Source organism: Paenibacillus sp. FSL P2-0089, from assembly GCF_038595095.1.
GTDB classification, from domain to species: domain Bacteria; phylum Bacillota; class Bacilli; order Paenibacillales; family Paenibacillaceae; genus Paenibacillus_AQ; species Paenibacillus_AQ silagei.
Genome location: NZ_CP152006.1, coordinates 5,496,112 through 5,520,362 on the forward strand (window position 1 = coordinate 5,496,112; position 24,251 = coordinate 5,520,362).

General features: G+C 51.0%; 24 protein-coding genes. 7 read left to right on the plus strand and 17 right to left on the minus strand.

All coding sequences use genetic code 11. The features are described 5' to 3' along the window. Positions 1 to 7 precede the first annotated feature (7 nt). Both NST69_RS23025 and gpr read right to left on the minus strand, forming a co-directional pair. Positions 8 to 1,381, minus strand: coding sequence for a stage II sporulation protein P (locus tag NST69_RS23025; RefSeq protein ID WP_342547241.1), 1,374 nt, complete (start codon positions 1,379 to 1,381; stop codon positions 8 to 10). A 194-nt stretch (positions 1,382 to 1,575) separates the two neighbouring features. Beyond that, entirely contained in the window at positions 1,576 to 2,586 is a 1,011-nt protein-coding gene (gene gpr / locus NST69_RS23030) for a GPR endopeptidase (protein ID WP_036732245.1), read from the minus strand. Positions 2,587 to 2,766: 180 nt separating this feature from the next. On the opposite strand from gpr, the gene rpsT reads away from it, so the two are divergent. Then, positions 2,767 to 3,039, plus strand: coding sequence for a 30S ribosomal protein S20 (gene rpsT, locus NST69_RS23035; RefSeq protein ID WP_036732246.1), 273 nt, complete (start codon positions 2,767 to 2,769; stop codon positions 3,037 to 3,039). A 181-nt stretch (positions 3,040 to 3,220) separates the two neighbouring features. Here the strand turns inward: rpsT and holA are convergent, their stop codons facing one another. From holA to NST69_RS23060, 5 genes are all read right to left on the minus strand, one after another. Continuing rightward, on the minus strand, positions 3,221 to 4,240 hold the full coding sequence (gene holA / locus NST69_RS23040; protein ID WP_036732248.1) for a DNA polymerase III subunit delta: 1,020 nt from the start codon (positions 4,238 to 4,240) through the stop codon (positions 3,221 to 3,223). Between the two features lie 309 nt (positions 4,241 to 4,549). Continuing rightward, positions 4,550 to 5,806 carry a zf-HC2 domain-containing protein gene (locus NST69_RS23045; protein WP_342547242.1) on the minus strand — a complete coding sequence of 419 codons (1,257 nt, stop codon included), beginning with the start codon at positions 5,804 to 5,806 and terminating at the stop codon, positions 4,550 to 4,552. Next, positions 5,803 to 6,354: a sigma-70 family RNA polymerase sigma factor gene (locus tag NST69_RS23050; protein ID WP_036690462.1), complete on the minus strand. Its 552-nt coding sequence runs from the start codon at positions 6,352 to 6,354 to the stop codon at positions 5,803 to 5,805. Before NST69_RS23050 ends, NST69_RS23045 begins: the two co-directional genes overlap by 4 nt. A 290-nt stretch (positions 6,355 to 6,644) precedes the next feature. Then, positions 6,645 to 6,905, minus strand: a complete 261-nt coding sequence (locus NST69_RS23055; RefSeq protein ID WP_036732251.1) for a hypothetical protein — start codon at positions 6,903 to 6,905, stop codon at positions 6,645 to 6,647. Positions 6,906 to 7,073: 168 nt separating this feature from the next. Beyond that, positions 7,074 to 7,715 (minus strand): bifunctional 2-keto-4-hydroxyglutarate aldolase/2-keto-3-deoxy-6-phosphogluconate aldolase, encoded by a 642-nt coding sequence (locus tag NST69_RS23060; RefSeq protein ID WP_036732253.1) that lies wholly within the window; start codon positions 7,713 to 7,715, stop codon positions 7,074 to 7,076. 409 nt (positions 7,716 to 8,124) lie between these two features. Between NST69_RS23060 and NST69_RS23065 the strand changes: the two genes are divergently transcribed. Then, positions 8,125 to 9,078, plus strand: a complete 954-nt coding sequence (locus NST69_RS23065; RefSeq protein WP_339250324.1) for a sugar kinase — start codon at positions 8,125 to 8,127, stop codon at positions 9,076 to 9,078. 929 nt (positions 9,079 to 10,007) lie between these two features. On the opposite strand, the gene NST69_RS23070 is transcribed toward NST69_RS23065, so the two are convergent. From NST69_RS23070 to NST69_RS23090, 5 genes are all read right to left on the minus strand, one after another. Further along, positions 10,008 to 10,346 (minus strand): IS3 family transposase, encoded by a 339-nt coding sequence (locus NST69_RS23070; protein WP_342547243.1) that lies wholly within the window; start codon positions 10,344 to 10,346, stop codon positions 10,008 to 10,010. Further along, the gene (locus tag NST69_RS23075) at positions 10,343 to 10,675 is read right to left on the minus strand and encodes a transposase (RefSeq protein ID WP_342547244.1); all 333 of its coding nucleotides are present in this window, start codon (positions 10,673 to 10,675) and stop codon (positions 10,343 to 10,345) included. The genes NST69_RS23070 and NST69_RS23075 overlap by 4 nt, the downstream gene beginning before the upstream one ends. 264 nt (positions 10,676 to 10,939) lie before the next feature. Continuing rightward, positions 10,940 to 11,965, minus strand: a complete 1,026-nt coding sequence (locus NST69_RS23080; RefSeq protein ID WP_342547245.1) for a LacI family DNA-binding transcriptional regulator — start codon at positions 11,963 to 11,965, stop codon at positions 10,940 to 10,942. A 192-nt stretch (positions 11,966 to 12,157) separates the two neighbouring features. Beyond that, a complete protein-coding gene (locus tag NST69_RS23085; protein ID WP_342547246.1) occupies positions 12,158 to 13,315 on the minus strand; it encodes a hypothetical protein in 1,158 nt (385 codons plus the stop codon). After that, a complete protein-coding gene (locus NST69_RS23090; protein WP_342547247.1) occupies positions 13,312 to 13,848 on the minus strand; it encodes a sigma-70 family RNA polymerase sigma factor in 537 nt (178 codons plus the stop codon). Before NST69_RS23090 ends, NST69_RS23085 begins: the two co-directional genes overlap by 4 nt. 615 nt (positions 13,849 to 14,463) lie before the next feature. On the opposite strand from NST69_RS23090, the gene nrdI reads away from it, so the two are divergent. From nrdI to NST69_RS23110, 4 genes are all read left to right on the plus strand, one after another. Continuing rightward, positions 14,464 to 14,823 carry a class Ib ribonucleoside-diphosphate reductase assembly flavoprotein NrdI gene (gene nrdI, locus NST69_RS23095; protein WP_076082075.1) on the plus strand — a complete coding sequence of 120 codons (360 nt, stop codon included), beginning with the start codon at positions 14,464 to 14,466 and terminating at the stop codon, positions 14,821 to 14,823. Further along, positions 14,810 to 16,894 carry a class 1b ribonucleoside-diphosphate reductase subunit alpha gene (nrdE, locus tag NST69_RS23100; RefSeq protein WP_342547248.1) on the plus strand — a complete coding sequence of 695 codons (2,085 nt, stop codon included), beginning with the start codon at positions 14,810 to 14,812 and terminating at the stop codon, positions 16,892 to 16,894. The genes nrdI and nrdE overlap by 14 nt, the downstream gene beginning before the upstream one ends. Before the next feature lie 36 nt (positions 16,895 to 16,930). Next, the gene (gene nrdF, locus NST69_RS23105; protein WP_342547249.1) at positions 16,931 to 17,890 is read left to right on the plus strand and encodes a class 1b ribonucleoside-diphosphate reductase subunit beta; all 960 of its coding nucleotides are present in this window, start codon (positions 16,931 to 16,933) and stop codon (positions 17,888 to 17,890) included. A 491-nt stretch (positions 17,891 to 18,381) separates the two neighbouring features. Then, a complete protein-coding gene (locus NST69_RS23110; RefSeq protein ID WP_036732270.1) occupies positions 18,382 to 19,161 on the plus strand; it encodes an alpha/beta hydrolase in 780 nt (259 codons plus the stop codon). A 22-nt stretch (positions 19,162 to 19,183) separates the two neighbouring features. Here NST69_RS23110 and NST69_RS23115 read toward each other — a convergent pair whose 3' ends face one another. From NST69_RS23115 to NST69_RS23135, 5 genes are all read right to left on the minus strand, one after another. Beyond that, a complete protein-coding gene (locus NST69_RS23115; RefSeq protein WP_036732272.1) occupies positions 19,184 to 19,945 on the minus strand; it encodes an ABC transporter permease in 762 nt (253 codons plus the stop codon). Continuing rightward, positions 19,938 to 20,864 (minus strand): ATP-binding cassette domain-containing protein, encoded by a 927-nt coding sequence (locus tag NST69_RS23120; protein ID WP_036732274.1) that lies wholly within the window; start codon positions 20,862 to 20,864, stop codon positions 19,938 to 19,940. Before NST69_RS23120 ends, NST69_RS23115 begins: the two co-directional genes overlap by 8 nt. 80 nt (positions 20,865 to 20,944) lie before the next feature. Next, the gene (locus NST69_RS23125) at positions 20,945 to 21,646 is read right to left on the minus strand and encodes a response regulator transcription factor (protein WP_036732277.1); all 702 of its coding nucleotides are present in this window, start codon (positions 21,644 to 21,646) and stop codon (positions 20,945 to 20,947) included. Beyond that, complete coding sequence (locus NST69_RS23130) at positions 21,627 to 22,574, minus strand: HAMP domain-containing sensor histidine kinase (RefSeq protein ID WP_036732279.1); 948 nt, start codon at positions 22,572 to 22,574, stop codon at positions 21,627 to 21,629. The genes NST69_RS23125 and NST69_RS23130 overlap by 20 nt, the downstream gene beginning before the upstream one ends. A 338-nt stretch (positions 22,575 to 22,912) precedes the next feature. Further along, the gene (locus NST69_RS23135; RefSeq protein ID WP_036732281.1) at positions 22,913 to 23,245 is read right to left on the minus strand and encodes a PASTA domain-containing protein; all 333 of its coding nucleotides are present in this window, start codon (positions 23,243 to 23,245) and stop codon (positions 22,913 to 22,915) included. A gap of 253 nt (positions 23,246 to 23,498) precedes the next feature. Here NST69_RS23135 and NST69_RS23140 point away from each other — a divergent pair, with 253 nt between their 5' ends. After that, entirely contained in the window at positions 23,499 to 24,080 is a 582-nt protein-coding gene (locus NST69_RS23140; protein WP_341139326.1) for a hypothetical protein, read from the plus strand. The last annotated feature ends 171 nt before the right edge of the window (positions 24,081 to 24,251 follow it).

Here is a 24,251-nt window from a genome sequence, read left to right on the forward strand (position 1 = left end):
AATCCGTTCAGGAACCTGTTGATGTCTCTGCCCCGGTGCCTCCAGATTGCGTACTGCCCTGATCTGGCGCAGCTGCCTTCTCGGCATCCCGGCTGCTCCAGTACACATCAGCGATGGCATCCGCCAGAATATCCGCCGTCCGCTTCAGTTCATCGGCGCTGTTGTCAATTCCGCCTACCTCAATCAGCACACTGTTCGGGGACAACGTCTGGTTATATTCCCCATTATTCCCGTTTCCGGACGATTTCCCCCATATCCCGCGTGAAATTCCAGGATAATTTTTCTCCAGCAGCTGATGGATTTTATTGGCGAAGGCCTCGTTTTGTTTCCAGTTTTTATTCGCATGCCCCAAAATAAAATATACCTGGGCATAATTTTTCCCGTTAATCAAAGCTGTCGTTTTGCCGTGCCGCTGCGAATCACGGTGAATGTCAATCAGCTCACTCATGTTATGATTGGAGGCCATGGCCGATTTCACAGTCATACGTGAATATTTATAAGAGAAGTTCCAGTTGTAGCCCGGTACCTCTGTAGCATAGTCCTCCTGGGCATGGACAGTTCCGATCCCCCGCTCTTCCAGCCTCTTGGCAATATAGGAGCCTACCAGCATGACATTCTTGGAAGGGACTGCCGAGCTGGGGTTGTCGCTCTGTGCGCCAAGCAGCGGATTATAGGCCTCCCGGGGATGGGAATGATAAACGAGAATACGCTTGACCGAAGTATCTCCTGTCCCATTCTCCGCATCTCCGCTTCCGGAGTAGCCCTCGTCAGGTTCTGTACCGGACGGATCAGGGACAGGCGAAGCCTCGGGCTCTACCACGCCTTCCCCCGGATTGTCATGGCCATTATCAGTCTCAGTACCGTTCCCTGAATCCGGCGGGGCTCCAGGATCGCTCCCTGCTCCGGGATCTTCCCCGGTGGCCAGTTCATCGCCCCCCGGATGATAATCGGCCGGTGCTCCTGTACTTCCCCCTGAGCCTTGCCGCAGCAGGAAGGGATCATCGGCAGCAAGTCCGGGCATCTCACGTGAGACCAGACTCTTGGGATCACCAGGATCAACACTGGTAAGCAGCCGGAATACGAAGGAGGTCACCTTGTCCCCGGAGAAGGCTGAAGGCTCCTCGCCCTTCGGCAGATGGGGGACCTCCATGCCCAGCAGCTCCATGAAGAATCCACTGGAGAGCGAAGCCGCCAGACCTTTCATGGAAGGAATGGGCGAAGAATTCAGCTTCTGCCCGGCCAATCCGCCAGCTCCAAGCAGCATGAACAACACAAGCGAACCTCCGGCCAGCAGCAGCATCGTCCTTCCCAGCGACAGAATATCCATCAGCCGTCCGCGCAGCCGCCCTATATTCCATAGCTGAAACCATTTTCTGTTCATGATTGTTATGTCCTCCTCTAAGCCCTCTGTAATCTCTCATACTCCAAATCTATGAGCGGAAGGGTTGTGCTAGAACCACAGAATGAGAGATAACAGGGAGCAATAGATAGAGAAGTGAAGCGGCAGCATTGCAAAAAGCCCGCCACCAGTTCTGCGTTATAGCAGACGGTGCGGGCGAGGTGATAAGTGACAGATCAGTGAGTGTAAGCTCCGACATTGCCCGGATCTACCGCTTCATGGAGTGCAGCATTCAGTCCGCTTGCCACAATGTTGGCGATCTCTTCAATGAATTCATCGATCTCTTTGGGGGTCACAATCAGGTCATGCCCCAGCGGCTCAAGCACTTCCTTCACCAGGGCGAGACGCTCCTGCTCAGATATATCATCAAGGAGACCCATAATTTCTTTGGTGTGAGCACCGCCATCCGCCATCTGCCCGAAATGGGTCCGCATCATCTCCAGCACATTGTTGACGATGGTGGAAGCATAGCAGACCGTTGGGACGCCGATGGCGATGCAGGGCACGCCCAGAACCTCCTTGGTCAGCCCTCTGCGCTTGTTCCCGATCCCTGAGCCGGGATGAATGCCGATGTCCGCAATCTGGATGGTGGTATTGATTCTCTCCAATGAACGGGAGGCCAGCGCATCAATAGCTATAATGACATCCGGGCTGGTGCGGTCCACAATCCCCTGTACCACTTCGCTGGATTCAATCCCCGTCAGGCCGAGCACTCCGGGAGCAATAGCACTGACATTCCGGTACCCGGGCGAAATCTGGTCGGGCACCAGCTCATAGAACTGGCGGGTAATCAGTGCATTCTCAACGACCAGCGGGCCGAGCGAGTCAGGCGTCACATTCCAGTTGCCCAAGCCTACGATAAGGACCTTGGAATCGCGGTCAATGCCGATTTCATCCAGAAAGTGCTCGAATTCCCGGGCAAACACTGTGGAGACCTTCTGCTGCAGCCCGGTGTCCCCTCCGCGCAGCCCAGGCACCTCCAGGGTCACGTAATTGCCGATAGCGCGTCCAATCGCCTGAGAACCGGCAAGGTCTGCTACAGCAAGTCTCGTGACCTTGATGCCGTCCGCTTCTTCCACTTCCTCATTGACACCCGGGATCGGCGTATTGGCGTGCCGCTCTGCCATTTCCTTCGCTTCCACCGCCAAGTCCGTACGTACCGAATACAGCTGAAGATCCAGTTCCATTCTTAGTTCAGCCTCCTTTTGCATATTGCTGATAGTGTGCGAGAGAAAGCCTCCGTTTATACAAACCGCTCTAAGGGAATTACAAAGCTTTTTATCTTGCTTTTTGCTACCCTTCATGCTAAACTATTTTAAGTTGTGAATCATTTGTTGATTTCGAATGTCTTTCAGGAGGTGAATGCAATGCCAAATATCAAATCCGCGATAAAACGCGTCAAGACGATCGAGAAACGCCGTGCACTGAACGCTTCCCAGAAGTCCGCTCTTCGTACAGCTGTGAAAACTGCTGATGTAGCAGTGACTGGTACGGAAGTTGAAGTAGCTCAGGCTGCTTTCCAAGCGGCTTCCAAAAAGCTGGACAAGGCTGTAACTAAAGGCCTGGTTCATAAAAATGCGGCTGCCCGCAAAAAATCCCGCTTGGCTAAGAAATTGAACGCTCTCAAGGCTCAAGCCTAAGCCAAGGGCGACAATCATAACGAGCACTGAAGAACCTGACCGCTATGCTGCATACGGTTAGGTTTTTTTATGCTCGTTAACTTCCTTCATTAATACCGCTGTACAATCAAAGAGCCTGTCCATCCCATGATACACGCGGGTGGACAGGCTCTTTGATTCGTTCCATGTAAGGCCGCTCTATTCAGGCTCCAAGGCGCAGCATGAACATCTCCAGCCCCAGCACCTTATCGACAGCTCCCGTCTTCATCTGATAGTCCAGATCCGCCAGAATACTCAGGATCTGCCGCAGCCGCTGGCTTCCGAACTTATGAGCCTGCTCTCCGGCAAGCTTCACTGCATACGGATGCAGTCCGAGCTGGGAGGCAATCTGTCCCTGCGAATAGCTAAGGGCCGACAGATCCTTGACCTGCAGGATGATTCTGAACTGCCGGGCAATCAGCGAAGCGATCTTGATCGGCTCCTCCCGCTGCTTGAGCAGCTCATAGAGCGTATTCAGTGCCTTGTCCAGGCGCAGATTCGCGATATCCTCCACCAGTGTGAAGATGTTCTGCTCCGTCCCCCGGTGGACCAGACTCTCCACCGCTGCCGCATCCACCCGCCCGCCAGTACCGGCGAACAGACACAGCTTGTCCATCTCTGCAGACAGACCCTGGAGTCCGGTTCCGCTGCTTGCAATCAGAACCTCCGCTGTCCCCGGCGCAAGGGAGCAGCCGCGTTCGCGGAAGCCCTTCTCCACCCAGCGCAGCAGCTCCTCCGCACCCAGGGGATTGAAGGCCAGCACGGTGCCGGCGGTCTTGATGCTTTTGACGATTTTTTTACGTTCATCCAGCTTGTCGCCGTTCACCATAAATACAATCACACTGAACTCGGCAGGGTGCTGCATATATTCGCTCAGCATCTCCACGTTATGTTCCAGCTTCGCCTTCTCCTTGCCTGCCGTGAACAGAGCCGCATCCCGCACCAGCAGGAGCTTGCGTTCTACCATGAACGGAACCGTCTCCGCCTCTTCAATGACCGCCTGAACCGGAGTTTCGGAGAGATCGAACGGGATCACGGCGAAATCGCGGTCTTCTTTGGGGATCAGGTGTTCCTCCAGCATGGCCGCGAATTCATTCATCCGGAACTTCTCACTGCCGTACAGCAGGTACAGCGGAGAGACCTTTCCTTGCTTGATGTCTTTGGCCGCCGTTTTGGCATCCATCCCGCCACTTCCTTTTTCATTTACTTGCCTGGTCCGTATCAGACACATACATTCGTACATTTTAACAAAAAAACGGCTGAAAACATAGGTATCATTATCACTTTGTCCTGACCGGGGCGCAAGCCAAAACGGAGCAACCTCGGCAGCCAGGGCCAAAGTTACTCCGTTTCAGCGGCGCATCTATATAAACGACGGAGGGAGCAGCTCTAGAAACTCTCCCGGCCGCCGGTCATACCGATGATACTCGCATAGCCTGTAATTCATGTCCTCTTGCCTTAGCATATTCCGCAGGCCGGAAGAACGTTCCGGTTATTTATCGGACGTTGCCGCGTCCGGGGTAATAGCCGGGCTGGTGACCGGTGAAGCAGACGCCGCCGGAGAAGCGGTAGGCGCTGAAGAGTTGGCAGGAGCCGGAGAAGCGGATGGAGCAGGTGTTGCGCTCTCTGCCGGAACCGTGTATACCTTCGTCGTCTGCGTACCGTCCTCAAGCTGTAGCACATAAGTGAACTGGGTGCCGTCTTCCGACCACACACCGGAGACCCAGTTCCCCTCCAAAGGAAGCGAAGTTAATACTGTTCGTTGTTGTTCTTCTCCTTCTGCGGTTAAGCTATAGATTACAACATGCTGGCCAGTCATCTCAGCCATATGCTGCCCGTCGGGTGAAGTCCACGAGGCCTGCGCAGCCATCAGTGACAAGGCTCCTTCTGTAGGGGCTGAAGTCGGCGCCATCCGCTCATCCCCTGCAGCCGCCTTATCGTCCGCTATATTCTCTTGTGTTGGCGCACTCGACGTCGTGCTTTGGGGCTCCGCCGACCGGCTATCCGCTTTCTTGGTACTCTTGGGGCGGTCCGCCGGAGGCGAAGTAGCGGCGCGGTTGCTGATCGGAGCTTCGCTTACCGCAGGCACCTTGTCTGAAGGCATACCACCGCCGGCTGCGGCTGGTTGATCAGCACCCTCACTGGGAGCAGGCGGTGCAGATTTCAAATTAACGTCTGCAGATTCACTAGGCGTGGCCTGATCCATCTTTCGCAGCTCACTGCTGCCGCCGCTGTTATTCTGTCCGTCCGCCTGCGGGGCGTCTGCACTGCTCTCCGTACTCATACTGGAGTTCGCCGCTCCGCCGCTCATTAATTGGGATGACATATCCAAGTCTGCGCCTGGCAGACTCTTCGGCATATTGAATACGGCGATGAGCAGAATCACCGCTGCCGCCGCAGCACCTATGCCTGTCCGCGCAGCCAGTGAAGGGCCCTTGGACTTCTTGCCCCGGTTATTTGCACGGGAGAAGGGAATAACCTTCGGATCTTCCGACTCCATTACGGCAGGCTCTTCCGGGACACCGCGGTCCAGCTGATCAAGCTGAGGCAGGATAGAGTCAACCAGACTGAAGGGGGGCTTCACGTCGGGAAGCTGCTCCAGCTGCTGGGAGAGCAGCGTCAGCCGGTCCAAGACTTCCGCGCAGGAAGGACAATCATCGATATGACGGAACATTTCAAACATTTCTTCCTGACTGAGATCATGATCTAAATAGCGGTGCATCCATTCCATCACCTCCGCGCACTTCATCCTGACACACCACCTTTCTGATACTCCTGAAGTCTATTCTGCAGCTGCTGCCGCGCCCGGAACAGGTACGATTTGACCGTGTTCAGAGGCAGATCCAGACAGTCTGCAATCTCGTTGTAAGAAAAATCCTGTAAATAGCGAAGCACGATTACCGTCCGGTGATGCTCCGGAAGCTGGTCGATGGCCTCACGGATATCCTCCGCCAGATAACCCGACATCACTTCGCGCTCTACGTTATGTTTTTTATCCTGGAACACCATTTCGTGTTCATCGATAGAAACGGTAGGCTTCGTTCTCCGGAATTTGTCTATACATATGTTGGTTACTATTCGCTGAACCCATGTTTTGAACTGCGCCTTCTCCTCATAGGAGCCGATCTTGGTGTACACCCGGATCAACGCTTCCTGGGAGGCATCCAGAGCATCCTGTTCATTATGCAGAATGTAGAAGGCCGTCTTATATACATGCCCTTCAATTTCTCGCAATAGGGTGATTAGAGCGTCGCGATCGCCCGCTTGAGCGGCTCTGATGAGTCCCTGCTCCACCACGAAGGTTCCCCCTCTCTATGCAATCTTACTGACGCGCAAGACTGCGAATTTGTTGCAAGCCTGTAATGATTATTTTAAAAGATAAAAACGATATGCTTCGCGCATAAATGTTCCTTATCTTTCTCGCTGAAACGGTACCGTCCTAAAAAAGGACAGCAAAGCCGTTTCTACTTGTAGTCCACAATCCCTACTAAGCATACAAGGGATGCTGCTATCATTCAAATACTCTTTTTATAGAAGTTAGTTACAGAAATGACATGAGAAGCAGACCGTCCCGTACCTGACTTACGCTACGACCGAGACGGCTCCTCTAATGTATATAATGTAGTTGCGCACACCAGGAGCACCGCGTAATTCTCCCTGGAGTCATCATCAAGCACATATACTTCCCCCTGCTCAAAAAGTTGCGGATGATTATAGTTACGATACAGCTTATAAATGGCTCCCGCGCTCACCCTGCAGCCGTGGACTGCAGTTCGAATCTCCACATAATCGGCTTCTTCCACTACCAGTGTCGGGTACAGCTTGCTGCGAAGATCGTCGCCAGTCATGGCATCACCTTTCAGGTATACTTCTCAATGTCCGCAGGCGCCTCTGCACTCTGCCTCTATTATAAGTATTGCCCGAAGCGGCAGCAATTCCATCATTTAGGCATATCTACATTCAACAAAAAAATGCCCTGCCCCATAGAGGCAAGACATTTCTGTTGTACATGTATTTTACTTGCCTTGAATCTCCTTGAACTTCGCTACATACTGAGCAGCCAGCTCTGTGATCTGGTCATAGCGGCCTTCCTTGGCCGGTGCGGTCAGGTTGCCGCCGATGCCGACAGCGATGCAGCCGTTCTTGATCCATTTCTCCATATTGTTCAGATCCACGCCGCCGGTAGGCATAATGTTGACATGCGGCATTGGCCCCTTAACCGCCTTGACATAGTCCGGTCCGAACGCACTGCCAGGGAACAGCTTCAGCACATCCACACCCAGCTTCAGTGCTTCCTTCATCTCATTCAGCGTCATGCAGCCCGGCATGTAAGGAATGCCGTACAGATTACACATCTTAGCAGTATCCTCTTCAAAAGACGGGCTGACCACAAATTCCGAACCAGCCAGAATAGCTATTCTTGCCGTCAGCGGATCAAGCACAGTACCGGCACCAATCACGGCGCGGCCCCCGTATTCTTCCACCAAGCGCTTAATCGCTACTTCGGCTCCCGGAGTCGTGAAGGTCACTTCGATATTGTTCAGTCCGCCCTCGATACAAGCCACCGACATGGCATAAGCATCATCGGCATTATCCGCGCGGATAACGGCAACTACGCCAACAGAGGTGATATTCTGCAATACTTTAATTTTCTTCATGATTGTTACTTCCTCTCTGGTTATATATTCATAAGAATAATAATTTAGATAAACTAATTTATCTATTTTACTAACATCAGGCTTTATCCTTCTAAGAAAATAGTAATAACATTGCCGCTAACAGTCAATATATATTTATTCAGGAAGCGTTATCAATCCTTCGAAAATATTCAAAAACGCTTATGTATCAAGGACAAACGAATGTATTCCCCTGTTTCCTATACAAAATAAGCCCGCAGAATGAGCATTGCTATATTGTACAAAACCGTTTTATGTGATAATTTCAACTTATATTCTATTCCAAACCATAAACTAGGATCTAATTATACCCCTGCTATGCTTCCGAAGCGAGTTTTGCGAAGAAGACGCAAGGAGTGTATGCTATCAAAACTTTTAGGAGGAACTATTCATGAATAAACAGCTGGATGCAGTCACCTTCGGGGAGCCGATGGCTATGTTCTACGCCAATGAAGCCGGCCCCCTGCATGAGGTCACTTCCTTCTCCAAGGCGCTGGCAGGTGCGGAGAGCAATGTAGCCACCGGATTATCACGCCTGGAGCATCTGACCGGTTATGTGACCAAGCTTGGCGAAGACAACTTTGGCCAGTTCATCACCTCGGCGCTGAACAAGGAGAAGATCGATACCGCGAGCATCACAACGACCAAGGAATTCTCCACGGGCATGCTGATCAAATCCAAGGTACTCACTGGAGATCCCAAGGTGGAGTATTTCCGCAAAAATTCCGCCGCCTCCAAGCTGAGTCTCGCCGACTTCGATGAAGATTACTTCGCTTCCGCAGGCCATCTGCATGTGACCAGCATCTCTTCCGCACTCTCAGCTTCGTGTCACGAGTTCTCGCTGCATGCCATGGAGTTCATGAAGCAGCGCGGCAAGACCGTATCACTGGACCCGAATCTGCGCCCGACCCTGTGGCCAGACACCGAAACTATGGTTAATACGATCAACGATCTGGCTACCCGCTGCGACTGGTTCCTGCCCGGACACGGAGAAGGCAAGATTCTCACCGGTCTTGAGACTCCGGAGGAGATTGCCGGGTACTATCTGGAGCGCGGCGTATCCCTTGTAGTGATTAAGCTCGGTCCTGAGGGCGCTTACTACAAGACCTCCGCTGGTGAAGAGGGTTATGTGGACGGCTTCAAGGTCGAGCAGGTTGTCGATACGGTCGGTGCCGGAGACGGCTTCGCGGTTGGGGTGATCAGCGCTATGCTGGAGAAGCTCAGCGTAGCAGAAGCCGTGAAGCGCGGCAATGCGATCGGCGCACTCGCCGTGATGTCGCCTGGCGATATGGACGGCCTTCCCACCCGTGCCCGGCTGGAGGAGTTCATGAGCGCAGGCGTATAGCCAAAGAGCAGGTGCTCTGCTGCCGGCAGAGCCAGGCTTCAGCATGAACACACATTAGCACAGCAAAGAGGGTGTCCCTCAGCCGACAGACGGCTGGGACACCCTTTTGCATATGTAGCGTGAGAGAGGTGTGGCTGAATTGCAGGTAGTACAGCATGGTTATGGCTCAGTTATGGCTCAGTTACAGCTCAGTTACGATAAGTCAGTTTCATCCGAGCATTGTTCCTGCGAACCGGCAAGTCGTCATTCCCAGCAGTTCGCGCGGCAAAGTACATAGTCTTGCTCAATGTACATAATCCTGCTCTCAAACTATAGACTTACGGACCGGAGAGCCGTTATTTGGGGAATTGCTGCACTATAGCAAGCCTAACGGACTCAGTGGACCTCTGTCAAGAAAGTAGATACTCACGCAACGGATGCCGTCGTAAACTGCTTAGCGAATCGGGCGGGGGAAAGATACCCCAGCGTGCCATGCATTCGCTTGCGGTTGTAGTAAAACTCAATGTATTGGTAAATGTCCTGGTACGCCTGCCCGGGAGTTTTAAAACGCGGGTTACAGTAAATGAGCTCCTTCTTCAAGATACTGTGCCAGGATTCAATACAAGCGTTATCGTAACAGTTTCCTTTGCGGCTCATACTTGATTCCATCTGGTACGTCCTCAACTGCTCGGTATATTCCTTGGAGGTATACTGCGATCCCCGATCCGAGTGGTGGAGCAGCCCCGGGCCGGGTCGCTTGGCTTGATAGGCAGCCTGCAAGGCGTCTAAGACCAAGCTGGTTTCCATGTGGTCCGATAACCGCCACCCTACAATTTCGCGCGTGCACAGATCCATGACGCTGGCCAGGTACAAGCGGCCTCCACGGCAGGGGATGTACGTAATATCTGTCACCCAGGCGGTATTGGGCTTGTCGACGGTAAACTCTTGATTCAGTGTGTTCGGGGCAATAGGGTTGTTGTGCTTGGAATCCGTGGTCTGTCACGGTACGGCTTAGAGACCACCGAGCGGAGCTTCATTTGCCGCATGTACACACTCACCGTACGTTCGGTAAGGGTGTAGCCTTCCTGGTGCAGCAGTCGAGTGATTTTCGGACTTCCATACCGCCCCTTATGGTCATTAAAATGGTAGCGGATTCGCTCCTGCACGGCCGCTTTACGGAGAGCCTGTGCACTGGTTTTGGCTCCGAGCCACTTGTAATATCCACTCCTGGATACCTGCAAGGTGATGCACATCTTCTCCAAGCGAAACGCGGAGCGATGTTCCTTCATGAACTGGAATCGGCGTTCCTTGGTTTGCTGAAGATGTGCACTGCTTTTTTTATGATGGCCAGTTCTTCCTCCCGGTCGGCGAGCTGATCTTGGCGCTCCTGGAGTTGACGGCGCGCTTCCTTCAACTCGGCTTCGAGCTCCCTCACCCGATCCACACTGGCTAAAGGTTCATTCTTGAGCTCCCGGTATTGTCCCATCCATTGATGAAGCGTGCTCTTGGGGATGTCCAGCTCTTCCGCTAACTCCCCGAAGCTCTTCGTCTGTTCTTGTAGAAACTTTACCGTCTGCTTTTTAAACTCTTCATTGTACCGTTTTCGTTGTTCACCCATGGCCACACACCTCCGTGATCCTTATTATCCCTCCGTCCGTTAAGTGGCGTCTACTATCTATTCTAAACCCACAGATGACGTTAAGCCGCACTTCGTGGGCATCTAGCGCCCTAAATAGCAATTTAACGGCTCTGGAGTCCGTAAAATTTACAAAACCCTTCTTTTCCGCACAATAACGGCCCCTGGGTCCGTAAAGCCGTGGATTCCTGAGCAGATTTCCTATAAGTTGTCACCACGATGGACCTTTCGCCGCCCCGACCTGCTCTATTCCGGCTTAGCCGGCGGCTGCACCGACTCCCCCTGCTGCAAGGAAGGCGGGAACCTGTAGGTGATGGGCATCGCGCTGTCCGCATCGTTGATCAAAGAGAGCATGATCTTAGCCGCCTGCATCCCCATCTCGTAAGCCGGCTGGCGGATCGTTGTAATATCAGGATTATAGATCCGGGCGAATTCGGCATCGTCAATGCCGATGACCGACAACTGGCCGGGGATCGCAATGGCATTGCGGTTCGCATATTTAAGAATTTCGCCCAGCACCAGATCATTGGCGGCAAGCAGCGCTGTTGGAGGCTCGGGAAGCTGCAGCAGCTCGTCCAGTGCAGATGCGATGTCTTCGCGTGACACACTTCGCATATACGAACCCAGCAGCGGCAGACCCGCTTCCTCCATCGCTTTTTTGTACCCGCTCATTCGCTCCTTGCGCGGGGTAATCGCATGTACGCCAAGCGGCAGGGATAGAATAGCAATCGCTTCATGGCCGTGGCCGGTCAGCTCCCGGATAGCGGTCTTCACCGCCATCTCGTTATCCAGCAGCAGGCTCTGGGTCGTGATCCCGTCAACCAGCCGGTCCATGAAGACCAGCGGATATTCCGCTTCAATTAATCTGGTGTAAGGCGCAGGCTGATCTCCCGCCGGAAAAATAATCAGGCCATCCACCTGACGGGCGACCAGCGTCTCCACATAAGTATTCTCCTTATCGGCATTCTCGTCCGAGTTGCAGATGATCACCTGAATCCCATGGCGCTGCAGCTCATTCTCAATGGCCCGGATACACTGAATGGACAGCGAATAATCTATATTGGCCACAATAATGCCAACCATATGCGTGCGGTTCTGCTTGAGACTGCGGGCAAGTCCGTTGGGCTGGTAATTCAGCTCATCGATAACCTCGGCAATGCGCTTTTTGGTCGCCTCACTCATATACTTGAACCGTTTATTTAAAAATTGCGAGACTGTGCTTTTCGATACGCCCGCTTTCTTAGCCACATCCTCAATAGTCAGCTTCTTCATTGATCCCGCTCCACTCTTCGATATCGAACTCCAGAAGTAAACACAAATCACGTTTACTTAGAGATATTATCAAAAAGTATAGCTTTTTTTTAGTAAATTATCTATAGGGAATGGAATGAAGCAGCAGACAGAAAAAGAGAACCCCGTAGCCTCACCAGGATTCCTCTATTAGATGCTGCAAACACTGAACGCTCACTTCCCTGTCTTAGCGGGATCAATCTGCTGTCCGTGTTCCTGATAAAACCAATCATAATACCACTGCTGGCCGAGGAGCAAGACAACATCCGCTCTACGCTTCTTCCCGTTCACTTCATAAATTGCCGTCTGCAGCTGGCCTTGAACGTCGATACTGATTTTGCTGCTTATATTCTGTATCGCTCCAGTAGCAATATCGTACAGACTGCCATGAACGTCAAAACCATTCTTTTTATCATCACTGTAATATACAAGCAGCATCTCACTATTATATTTATCAAAAGCAATAAAGGATCTGTACAAGGAATATTTGTCACCTAAACTGCTTAAATCCAGCAGTTCCTGCGGGGCTACTGTTTCTCCAGCTGCGGCTGCTTTTAAATTCAAAACGGATAACTTTTCAGGTGTCATTCCTACCCCTTTACCCAAAGTGATCGTTCCGATACCCAGCACTACATAGTCCCCTCCGTCACAGATCCCCGTAAGTTCATAATAACGCTGCGAGCCGCCAGCATATAGCGGTAAGGTATAGATCCGTTTTGCCGTTGCTTCAGATAGCTCAGGCTGCCCCTTTGGAGACAGATACAATGTGTAAGGTTCCGTAGGATGGGTGTATTTGGGCTTGCTGTAATTGACCATCGGCGGCGGCGGCGACCAGACAATCCCGGCGTTAGTCTCAACAGCACGCGCGCGCGACTTGTCTCTGTTCATCGGTAGAGGCATGTAATACTTCATTCCGCCAAGCTCGAACTCCGCAGAACCAACCGGCGGGCTGTAGGATTGCGGTGATGCTGATGAAGCTGCGTTCTGCGGTGCCGAAGGAGACGCCGACGGCGTAACCACAGCCACTCCCGAGCCAGGCTTAAAGACCGCTGCCAGCCTTCCTGCCGGATCAAGCCCGGCCCCTGGGCCAAACGGCCAGATCAGCGTGACGAGCAGCAGGATGGCTGCCAGTCCGCCGAAGGCGGCCACCCGCCCGAACGGGCGGCGTAGTCCGCTTTTGCCCGATGAGCCTTCTGCCGCAGCCTCTTCAATCCGTGCCATGAGCTGCGGCGTGAATCCATGCTCTACAAGCGGGTTCCGCCCGGCTTGCTTATACCAGTCCTTCTCCCCGCTCATCACCTTCACTTGCTCCTTCTCTTGTTTTGTCTTCACAGGTCTTCCTCCTTTATCGCCGTTCTCACTTTCTCTCTGGCCCGTCCGAGCCGGGATTTGACCGTTCCCTGCGCGATCCCGAGCAGAGCAGACATCTCTGCCACCGGCAGGTCCTGCTGGATATCCAGCACCAGTATCTCCCTGTACTTATCTGGCAGCTCCATAATGATCTCCCAGATGCGGTTAGCGTATTGATTACCGATGGCCTCTTGTTCTGCGGACATGGTGCCTCCCTTATCCTGATAGCTGCCCAGCGGAGTGAACCTCCGCCAGAAGCTGTTGCGCCGTAAGCTGAACGCGGTGTTGCGCGTGATGGTCAGCAGCCAGGTTTTCAGGGTAGCCTGTCCCCGGTACTTGCCGATGCTCTTGTAGGCCTTGAGAAATACCTCCTGGCTGATATCGTTCGCCTGCTCCCGGTTGCGGGTTAAGACATAAGCATAATTCCATACGTCCTGGCCGTAGGTCTCCATCATCTCGCGAAGCGATACCGATGAGGCACAGGTCATGCTATACGTTAGTTCTTTACTCTGCATGTTCTCTCCCCTCTCACCTAATAAGACTCCTGCCGGCGGATATGGTTCCCTGTTATTGTAAAACTGAATATGCGGATTGCACTTTCTGCAATAGAATTGCCGATATTTGCCGTTAATCTCCATTCTATTGTATTTCCTGCATTAGAATTTGAAGAATCTGCTCAATTAGCCCCTGTTAGCTGAAATCAAGTGTACAAAATACAACAGATCTGACTTCCTCCTAAATTTAAGGAGCATCTAATGTACGAAGTGCAATGAAATCCAGATCCCCCGAAGGCTAAACGCTTTCAAAAATCACAGCCGTTTCCCCTTCCCGCAAGCCCCTGTCTGCACCATTCCGCAGCCCCGCAAATTGCTTAAAAAAAATACTAATAAATTATAAGAGAATAGAATGCAGGCGGGGCGTGGGATTGGCGGTTTTAAGCTCTGTTTTGAGGGGCCGCAGAGGTCTGTCTGTCTCTTGACTTTTCAATATATGGTATATAAAATGATTAAGCATTACTAAATATAGTGTATATAAGAGCTAAGCCCATAAATCTAGTGATTTCGCCCAAGTTCATTTGTCAAGTAGAAAGAGCTGTAGAATGGGCAACATGTTATAGGAGGTTAGGAGCCATGTTGATTGCTTACGATTCCAAGACCGGCAACGTCAGAAGATTCATTAATAAACTGAAGCTTCCGGCGGTTCAAATCGAAGAGCATATGACGATCGACGAGCCTTATGTGCTTGTTACATACACCACCGGATTTGGACAGATTCCAGCGAAGGTGTCAACATTCCTTGAACGAAACCATTCCAGGCTCAAAGGCATCGCCGCGAGCGGCAACAAAAACTGGGGTGAGCTATACGCGCACAGCGCAGACTTAATTGCACAGCGTTACAACGTACCGGTGGTCGGCAAGTTTGAATTGTCGGGAACCTTCGGGGATGTACAGCGCATAAAACAGGAGGTGGACCGGGTTGCGGCATATTGAATTGAACAACATGTTGATGAAGAGAGACGAAAGCGGCTTTTTCCAATTGGATAAGGACCAGGAAGCAGTAGCCGAGTTCATGCAGGATGTGGAGCGGCGTAGCCTGACCTTCACGGATACGAAAGCCAAGATTGATTATATGATTGCCAATGACTACTACGAGGACCTGTACGACCGCTACTCCGCTGCTGAGATGGAGGATGTCTACCGGATCGCCCATGAATATAATTTCCGCTTCCCTTCCTATATGGCGGCTTCCAAGTTCTATACCGACTATGCCGTCAAAACCAATGACCGTAAGCAGTACCTGGAGCATTATCCGGACCGCGTAGCGGTAGTGGCTCTGCATCTGGGACGGGGTAACGTAGAGACTGCCCGTACACTGGCCCGCTCGATGATGGAACAGCGCCTGCAGCCGGCGACACCAACCTTCCTCAATGCCGGTAAAAGCCGCCGCGGCGAGATGGTCTCCTGCTTCCTGCTGGAGATGGACGACTCGCTCAATTCAATCAACTATGTGCTGAATACCTGCATGCAGCTGTCGAAAATCGGGGGCGGCGTTGCGGTCAATCTGTCCAAGCTGCGCTCGCGCGGCGAGACCATTAAGGGTGTAGAGGATGCGGCCAAAGGCATTATGCCTGTCCTGAAGCTCATGGAAGACGGCTTCTCCTATGCGGACCAGATGGGCCAGCGTAAGGGTTCGGGTGCGGCTTATTATAATATTTTTGGCTGGGACGTACTTGAATTCCTGGACAGCAAGAAGATTAACGCTGACGAACGGACACGCCTGAAGACGTTGTCTATCGGCCTGATCGTGCCTAACCGCTTCTACAAGCTCGCGCAGGACAATCAGCCGCTGCATGTGTTCGCTCCTTACACAGTCTATCAGGCGTACGGTACGCACCTGGATGACATGGATCTGGACGTCATGTATGATACCCTCCTTGCTGATCCGCGCGTGAAGAAAAGAATCGCCATGAGCGCACGCGACATGCTGACCAAGATCGCCATGATCCAGCTTGAATCGGGCTATCCGTATATTATGAATAAGAGTAATGCCAATAACGCCCATGCCCTGCGTAATGTGGGCCAGATCAAGATGTCCAACCTGTGCACCGAGATTTTCCAGTTGCAGGAGACTTCAGAGATTAACGACTACGGTCAGCAGGACGAGATCCGCCGCGATATCAGCTGCAACCTGGCTTCCCTCAACATCGTGAACGTGATGGAGCACGGCAAGATCCGTGAATCGGTACATGAGGGCATGCTGGCACTGACGGCTGTCAGCGATATGACTACTGTCTCCAACGCTCCGGGCGTGGCTAAGGCGAACAAGGAAATGCACTCCGTGGGCCTGGGCGTAATGAACCTGCACGGGTATTTTGCCAAGAACAAGGTGGCTTATGAGAGTGAGCAGGCCCGTGATTTCGCACGCACCTTCTTCATGACCATGAACTATCATTCGATTGAGAAAAGTATGGAGATTGCCGCCGAGACAGGTGAGACCTTCTATGGCTTCGAGCAGTCCGACTACGCCAGCGGCGTGTATTTCGACCGTTATCTGACTACAGACTACCGTCCGGTTACGGCAAAAGCGCAGGAGCTGTTCGAGGGGATTTACATTCCTACTACAGAGGATTGGAAAGAGCTGCGTGACAAGGTGATGAAGCACGGCCTGTACCATGCCTACCGTCTGGCGATTGCGCCGACCGCTAGCATCTCGTACATCCAGAATGCGACCTCCAGCGTCATGCCGATTGTAGAGCAGATCGAGACCCGCACGTATGCTAACTCGACCACCTACTATCCGATGCCTTACCTGCGTCCGGACAATGTGTTCTATTATAAATCCGCCTACCAGATGGACCAGTTCAAGGTGATTGATCTGATTGCGGAGATTCAGCCTCATATCGACCAGGGTATCTCAACGGTTCTGCATGTGAACAGTGATGTTACAACCCGTGAGCTGGCCCGCTCTTACCTGTATGCGGCGCACAAAGGGCTGAAATCCCTGTACTACACCCGGACCAACAAATTGTCTGTCGAGGAATGCCTGGCCTGCTCCATCTAAGAGGGCAACAGGTACAGAAAGGGAGAATATACGATTATGAGCGCAATTCAAGCCGTGAACTGGAACCGTCCCGACGACGATTTCTCACTGATGTTCTGGAATCAGAATATTATGCAGTTCTGGACCGACGACGAAATTCCACTATCCGATGACAAAATGTCCTGGCTCACGCTGAGTGAGACCGAGAAGGACTCTTATATGAAGGTGCTGGGCGGATTGACCCTCCTGGATACGATCCAGGGCGGCGTAGGGATGCCGCAGATTATGGAGCATGTGGACGGCTTGCAGCGCAAGGCGGTCCTCGGCTTCATGGGCATGATGGAGCAGATTCATGCGAAGTCGTACAGCAGCATTTTCACCACACTGGCTTCCACCGAGCAGATTGACGGGATTTTCCGCTGGGTGGAGGACAATACGTTCCTGCAGTTCAAGGCGGAGACGATCTCGGAGTATTATCAAAAGATTGAAACGAAGAAAGACCTCTATCTGGCGATGTCCGCATCGGTACTGCTGGAGAGCTACCTATTCTATAGCGGCTTCTTCTACCCGCTCTATCTGGCCGGACAGGGCAAAATGACCTGCAGCGGCGAGATCATTGACCTGATCCTGCGTGATGAGAGCATCCACGGCGTCTATGTCGGCGTGCTGGCCCAGGAGATTTTTGAGGAGCTGTCCGAAGAAGACCAGAGCGATGTCTACGAGACCCTGGTCGGCCTGCTTCGTCTGCTCCACGCGAACGAGGAGCAATACACCGAGCAGATCTACGCCCCGATTGGCCTGGTGGAGGAAGTGAAGACCTTCCTGCGCTACAATGCCAACAAGGCGATGATGAACCTCGGCCATGATCCGCTGTTCGATGAGGAAGAGATTAACCCAATCGTCCAGAACGGGATCAGCACCCACACGAAGCAGCATGACTTCTTCTCGAAGAAGGGGAATGGGTATGTGCGGGCTATGAATGTGGAGCCTTTGCGGGATGAGGATTTTAAGTTTTAAGTGGAGAGATTGAACTTGTAGACTCTGATTTCGGGATAGTCGTGACTCCAGAGAATATTTGGACTTCCGGCCGCTGTTGTATACAGATTTCCTTGATTAGACCGCTGTTCGCGGTAGAAATCCAAACCAAGCATATGCTTCCGATGTGAGCTTTCCTACGGAAAGCTTTCAGGCGGACGCTATCGCTCCTACAGTTCCAAAATTCCCTTCCGCCATTCATCCCTTAATTTGTATATTACAAGTTCAATCTATTGGATGGTATGTAGAATAAGCACCCGGTCGCTTGGACAAGCTGCCGGGGCTTTTTTTTGTGATACACCTTTTCAGTTCCCTCAAAGGTTCTGAATAAATCATCGAAACCCAAGCTTCACTTTTCACTGAAACGGTACCGTCCCGAAAAGGAAGACAAAGCCGGTTCTACTTATGAGACCATATTGTTACTGGGACGTAGGAGTAGGAGTGGCTATTTTACAAGAAAGAGGTGGAACGGGATGGCGATACATATTCAGGAGTACGGAGACCCGGATGGGGCTTGTCTGATGGTCTTCCTGCATGGCGGGGGCGTGAGCGGGTGGATGTGGGAGAAGCAGGTGGCGGCGTTCGCCGGGTATCATTGTCTGGTCCCGGACCTGCCGGGGCACGGGTTCAGCCGGGAGGATACGGAGTTCACGATCCGCAGCAGTGCGGAGGAGCTTGCATTGCTCATCGAGGAGCGGGCTAAGGGACGAAAGATCGTTGTCACCGGCTTCTCGCTGGGCGCACAGGTATTGGTTCAGATGCTGGGGATAAGACCGGAGCTGATTGATTATGCCATCATCAACAGCGCGTTGGTGCGGCCGATTCCCTCCGCCAGCAGACTGATCGGGCCGGCGGTCAGACTGTCTTTTCCGCTGATTAAGTACAGATGGTTCGCGAAGCTACAGGCTAAGACGCTCTATCTGGGCGAGGAGTACCTGGAACGGTATGTTGAAGAGAGCCGGCAGATGGAGCTGAAGACGCTGATCCGGGTGCTGGAAGAGAATATGTCGTTCCGCATTCCAGCCGGGTTCAGTGAGGCCACAGGCAAGATACTGGTTACTGTAGGTGAACGTGAGAAATCTGTCATGAAGCAATCCGCCCGGGATCTGGTTGCCGCAAATCCCCGCTGCATGGGCGTGGTGATTCCCCGGATGGGACATGGCCTCTCTCTGGCGAAGCCGGAGCTGTTCAATAAGCTGGTCGAGGCCTGGATTCAGGGCGGGGAGCTGCCCGGGGAATGCAGAAGAATCTGATTCCCTCAGGCGCGAAATGACGCTAGTTCAGATCCTCCCTGATTTTGTAGCGGACAGCAAGATAACTTAGTATTAGAATCGCTGCAACCGCTACTCCGAATGTATGAATCAGCTCAGCCGTGCTGCCTAGATCCTTGACCCGTACGAGCGTGTTGATCAGCAGATATTGCGTCAGATGAGTGCCTGTGAACTGATTCTCCAGCGCCCCCAGTACCATCCCAATCACATTCAGAGCCAGAACGAAGCCGGCGCTCAAGCTGATGAGCAGGTTCTTAGTCATCATAGCAATGCAGAGAACAACCAGCGAGAACGCCCAGTGCAGCAGGAATTGGCCGACCAGCAGAGTAATGAGCATGCCCAAGTCTCCCAGATCCGTCTGACCCATAAACAGTCTCCTGCCGATTCCGTCTGCAATTAACAGGATCAGGAACAGCATTGCCACGAATAGGGCGAGAATCGCCATTTTGGAGAAGACGGAGTGGATTCTTGCCTGTCTCATGGAGATATAATTCTTGTGGAAGCCGGAATTCCATTCGCTCATATAGAAATAAATCGTGAACACGGCGATATAGATCAGCATCCAGGAAGGCGGCTGTGAGATCACAAGCTGGATGAACTCACTCTCCGTTAAGCTGCTGAGCAGCGGACGGCCCTCCACCGGTTGCTCGTATTGCTTCATCATATAGATGCCGAAGATCTGAAAGGCACAGAACAAAAGCAGCAACAAGTACATAATCTTGTTTCGCGTGAAGCGGTACAGGTCCATCCGCAACAGGTTAATCATGGCGTTCACCTGCACTTTCCGTGCGTCCCAGGAAATACTGCTCCAGGCTCTGCTTATGTCTTGAGATGGAATCTACCATTATCCCATGCTGCGCCAGCTCCTGGACGATCTGCCGGATGCGGATATGCTCGTCGTATACATACACCGTACGGCTGTCCACCACTTTATATTGTGTAATCTTCAGCTCGCGCTCCAGCACCGGGAGAGCCTCCCGGGCTTCCTCCACGCTAATCTCGATCCGTTCCTCGCAGCGCTGCTGTAATTCTTCCTTGGAGATTACCTCGGCGAATTCCCCCTGATGGATAATGGCATACTTGGTGGCGATTTTGGAGAGCTCCTCCAGAATGTGGCTGGAGATCAGAATCGTCAGACCCGTTGCGTTCAGCTCCAGAATGAGCTCCCTAATCTCTACAATCCCTTGCGGATCAAGCCCGTTAATCGGCTCATCCAGAATCAGCACATCGGGACTTCCAAGCAAGGCCACCGCAATTCCCAGCCGCTGCTTCATGCCCATGGAATAGCTTTTAACTTTGGCGGTATTCTTAGGGTCCAATCCTACGAGCCTCAGCAATTTCTCTATCGTGGTCTCCCTGTCGCTTAGACCATATGCGATGGCGAGCAGCTTCAGGTTCTCATAGGCCGAGATGTTCGGATATAACCCGGGCTGCTCAATCAGTACCCCCATCCGCTCGAAAAAAGACTGCTCCCCCGCCGCCGCACGGTTGAAAAAATGGAGTTCTCCCGAGGTCGGATATACGTGTCCGCTGATCATTTTGAGCAGCGTGGATTTGCCCGCACCGTTCTTGCCGATGATGCCGACAATCTCTCCTCTGTAGATTTTGAGATTGGCATTCCTCACCGCTGCTTTCGATCGGTACATCTTGGTCACTCCGCATAGTTCAATGATGCAATCTGTCATGTCTGCCACCTCCTTACCCTAAGTTAACAGGATGAAGACTAATAGTTCGCCAACAAAAGGTTAAGAAAGTTCAAAGTTCATCATGGACTCAGCCGGAAGCCGATGCCCCAGACCGTATCGATATAGGCTTCGCTGTCGTGCGCTTTGATTTTATTGCGGATATTGCTGACATGTACCGTTATCGTCTTGTCCTCGCCCAGATAGATCTCCTCCCAGGCCAGCTCATAGAGATCCTGCTTCGTGAACACGCGTGAGGGATTCCTGACCAGCAGCTCGACAATCCGGTATTCCTGGCGGGTCAGAGCGAGCACGCTGCTATGAATTCTGACACTGTAGGCCGTGCAGTCCAGTACCAGATTTTTATGCCTGAACTCCTTCACCGGCTCACCGGCAGCTGTCCGCTGGATATGGACATGGATGCGGGCGATCAGCTCCTCCAGCTCAAAGGGCTTGGTCACATAATCATCAGCGCCCAGCGTGAACAGATCCAGCTTATGATCCAGCTGATCCTTTGCCGAGAGGACAATAACCGGAATCCGGGACTTCAGCTCCTCACGCAAACGATGCATAAATGCCTCGCCGGACAATCCGGGCAGCATCAGGTCCAGGACAATGAGGTGGTACTCCTGCTCTGCCAGATTCAGCATCCCTTCACTGCCCGAATAGGCCCGGGTACACTGAAAGCCTGCGGCGGTAAGCCCGTCATGCAGAATTGCGTTAATATGCTCGTCATCCTCAACGATGAGAATTCTTTTGCTGTTACTATTGAGAGGGATGCCCATGGGGGTGCTCCTTTCCCGCTTTTGCGAATTCGATATCAATGCTGAAGATACCGCTGGCGGAATTGGCCGATGCGTCGCCGTTCATTTTCTCCATCAGCGCCTTCACAATCGAGAGTCCAAGACCTGAGGAATGCCGGGTACGCGACGGATCTTCTCTGTAAAAGCGGGTAAAGATCTTCTCCGTATCCACACTGCTGCCTGGCTTAAGCCGATTGGTGAAGCGTATACACAGCATCTCCTGCCTGTCTTCAACCTCTACGGTCCACGGGCCTTCGCCGTGGATGAAATAGTTGCCGATGATATTGGTAAAGATTCGTTCCAGCGCATGGATATCCCCCATCACCCGGGGAGAACGCTCCGGCAGCCGAAGCTCAGGCTCATTCCCGGACCGGGTAAAATCATCAATGAACGTAAACAGGTTCCGCTTCAACACCTCCATAACGTCCAAGGGCTGCAGCTCCAGACTGTATTCGGGATTCTGCAGCTTGGTATAGAGGAACAGCTCGTCCACCAGCTTAATAATCTGCTGTATTCTCGACTGGGCAAGCGCTACGTACCGCCCCTTCTCCTGCTCCGCCTCTGTCTGCAGCGCCAGCTGAAGGTAACCATCCAGCGAAGTGAGCGGCGTGCGGATATCATGCGACAGACTGGTAATCGCCAGATTCATCTCCTGATTTTTGCGGCTGAACTGTTCTCCCATCGCTTGCTGGCGGCGTAACAGGTTATTGCACTCCCGCACCAGCCTGCCGATCTCCCTTGGCTTCAACTGGGTCGCTACCAGCTTACGGGATTGATGCTCCATGATAAAAGACAGCTGGCTGCTGATCTGACCGACCTGTCTCCGGTAGTTCAGCAGGTACACAGTCTGGGCAATCAGCAGCAGCAGGAGTCCTGCCAGAACAATAAGGATACGATCAACTCCTCTCATATGGTTTTATTATATACGATTGAGAGAGGCTTAATAGTAACACAAAAAGCTACGCTTATACCCAAACTATTTGGGGTAGCGTAGCTTATTTCAATGGCCTTCATCATCCCAGCGCTAACTCATAAACAAATAAAATAATATCTCCGATCTAAACGGTATTGATGTGCTGAGTTCTGGAGATTAATAGAATCGGGTAAAACGGATTGGTACATAGAAGACAGTACTCTGGATTCAAGAGCGAATACCCCCTCCTGATGATTATTAAATAAACTCTTGTGATTCTTTTAGTGTGTTGACTTAAGGAGTTATGGCAATCCGCCATATCCAATTATAAAAATTTATTTATTATTTTTCACACTTATCGTTACAATTTCATTTTTAGCAATTTGAGTATTCTCAATAGGAGATTGGCCAGTTACTATTCCATTCTCTACAAGATAATTATTGGCATCTTCTTTTATGTTTACACGCAAATTAAGATTTTCTAATAGTGTTACGGCTTCTTGCTCAGAAAGCCCTACTAGGAATGGGACATTGGATTTTTTTGGATTTTCTCTGTAAGCAAAAACTATACTAATTGCAATAACTATAACTCCAATAGTAGTTAGCAAATAAACTCTCCTAAATCTCAAGTTAATTTCAAACGATGAAAGTAACCACTTTTTAATCATTTTTAACCTCCTTGAATATTTAGTTCTTATAGGTTTACTCAAATCTCTCCATTACCTTAAAAAGGATTAATTATTATATTTTATCATATATGCACTCAAAAATGAACCATAAATTTATTTTTTTATTTATTATTGTAATTAAGTTCCATTATATGTAATATATTAATTAGGTAAAAATTAGATGATTATGTATTGAGTGACTACAAAACGCCAGAAGTAATCACTAATTTTAATTTACAAAGGAGGAATTATATTGAGGTTTAATTCTAAAAAGCTTTTATTATTTTCAATGATTATTTTAATTCTGGTTTTCCCAAACATGGTATTTGCAAAGGATAACTCTGTTAAATTAACTGAAGAAAAAATTTCAAGTGCAGTTAATGAAATTGTAAAGAATGCAGGCTCTTTCACAGAACCCCTAATAGTTGATTCAGGTCTAGTAGACACAGAAGATAATACAAAAATTTATTTTTATATTTTACCCGTTGATTCGAAAGCTGTTAAATCTTCAAATGATTTTTCAATACAAAGCGTGACCCCTTTAAGCAGTCACACCATTCCACAAGGCGTAAAAATGATTTATTCCAGATCTGATGGTCAGCCGTGGACGGTAGCTACCACTACTCTTGTTAGTATGAGTTTTTCCACTAATCAAACAAGTCCAACAACTATGCAATATGGACATTTCAATACTGACAATGGACAAACTATACAGAGTTTTACTGACACATCTAACTATGCTTATGCCCATTATGCTGGTGCAACTCATATTAGATTCTTTATAACTAATTTATCGGCAGGTTCAGTTATTGTTAGTGGACAAATATCATTCTAAAAACTCAACGCGGTTTGTTTATTACGGTGCTTCAATTTTTATAAGTTTTAATATGACTGCAAGCCCCTCTCCTGAATATCGGAGAGTGGGCTTGTTTTTTGTATTCCAAATTTTATTCGATACAATTACTTGCTCAATAGCTAAAGGGAGTTGAAACAAGCATAAAGAAGT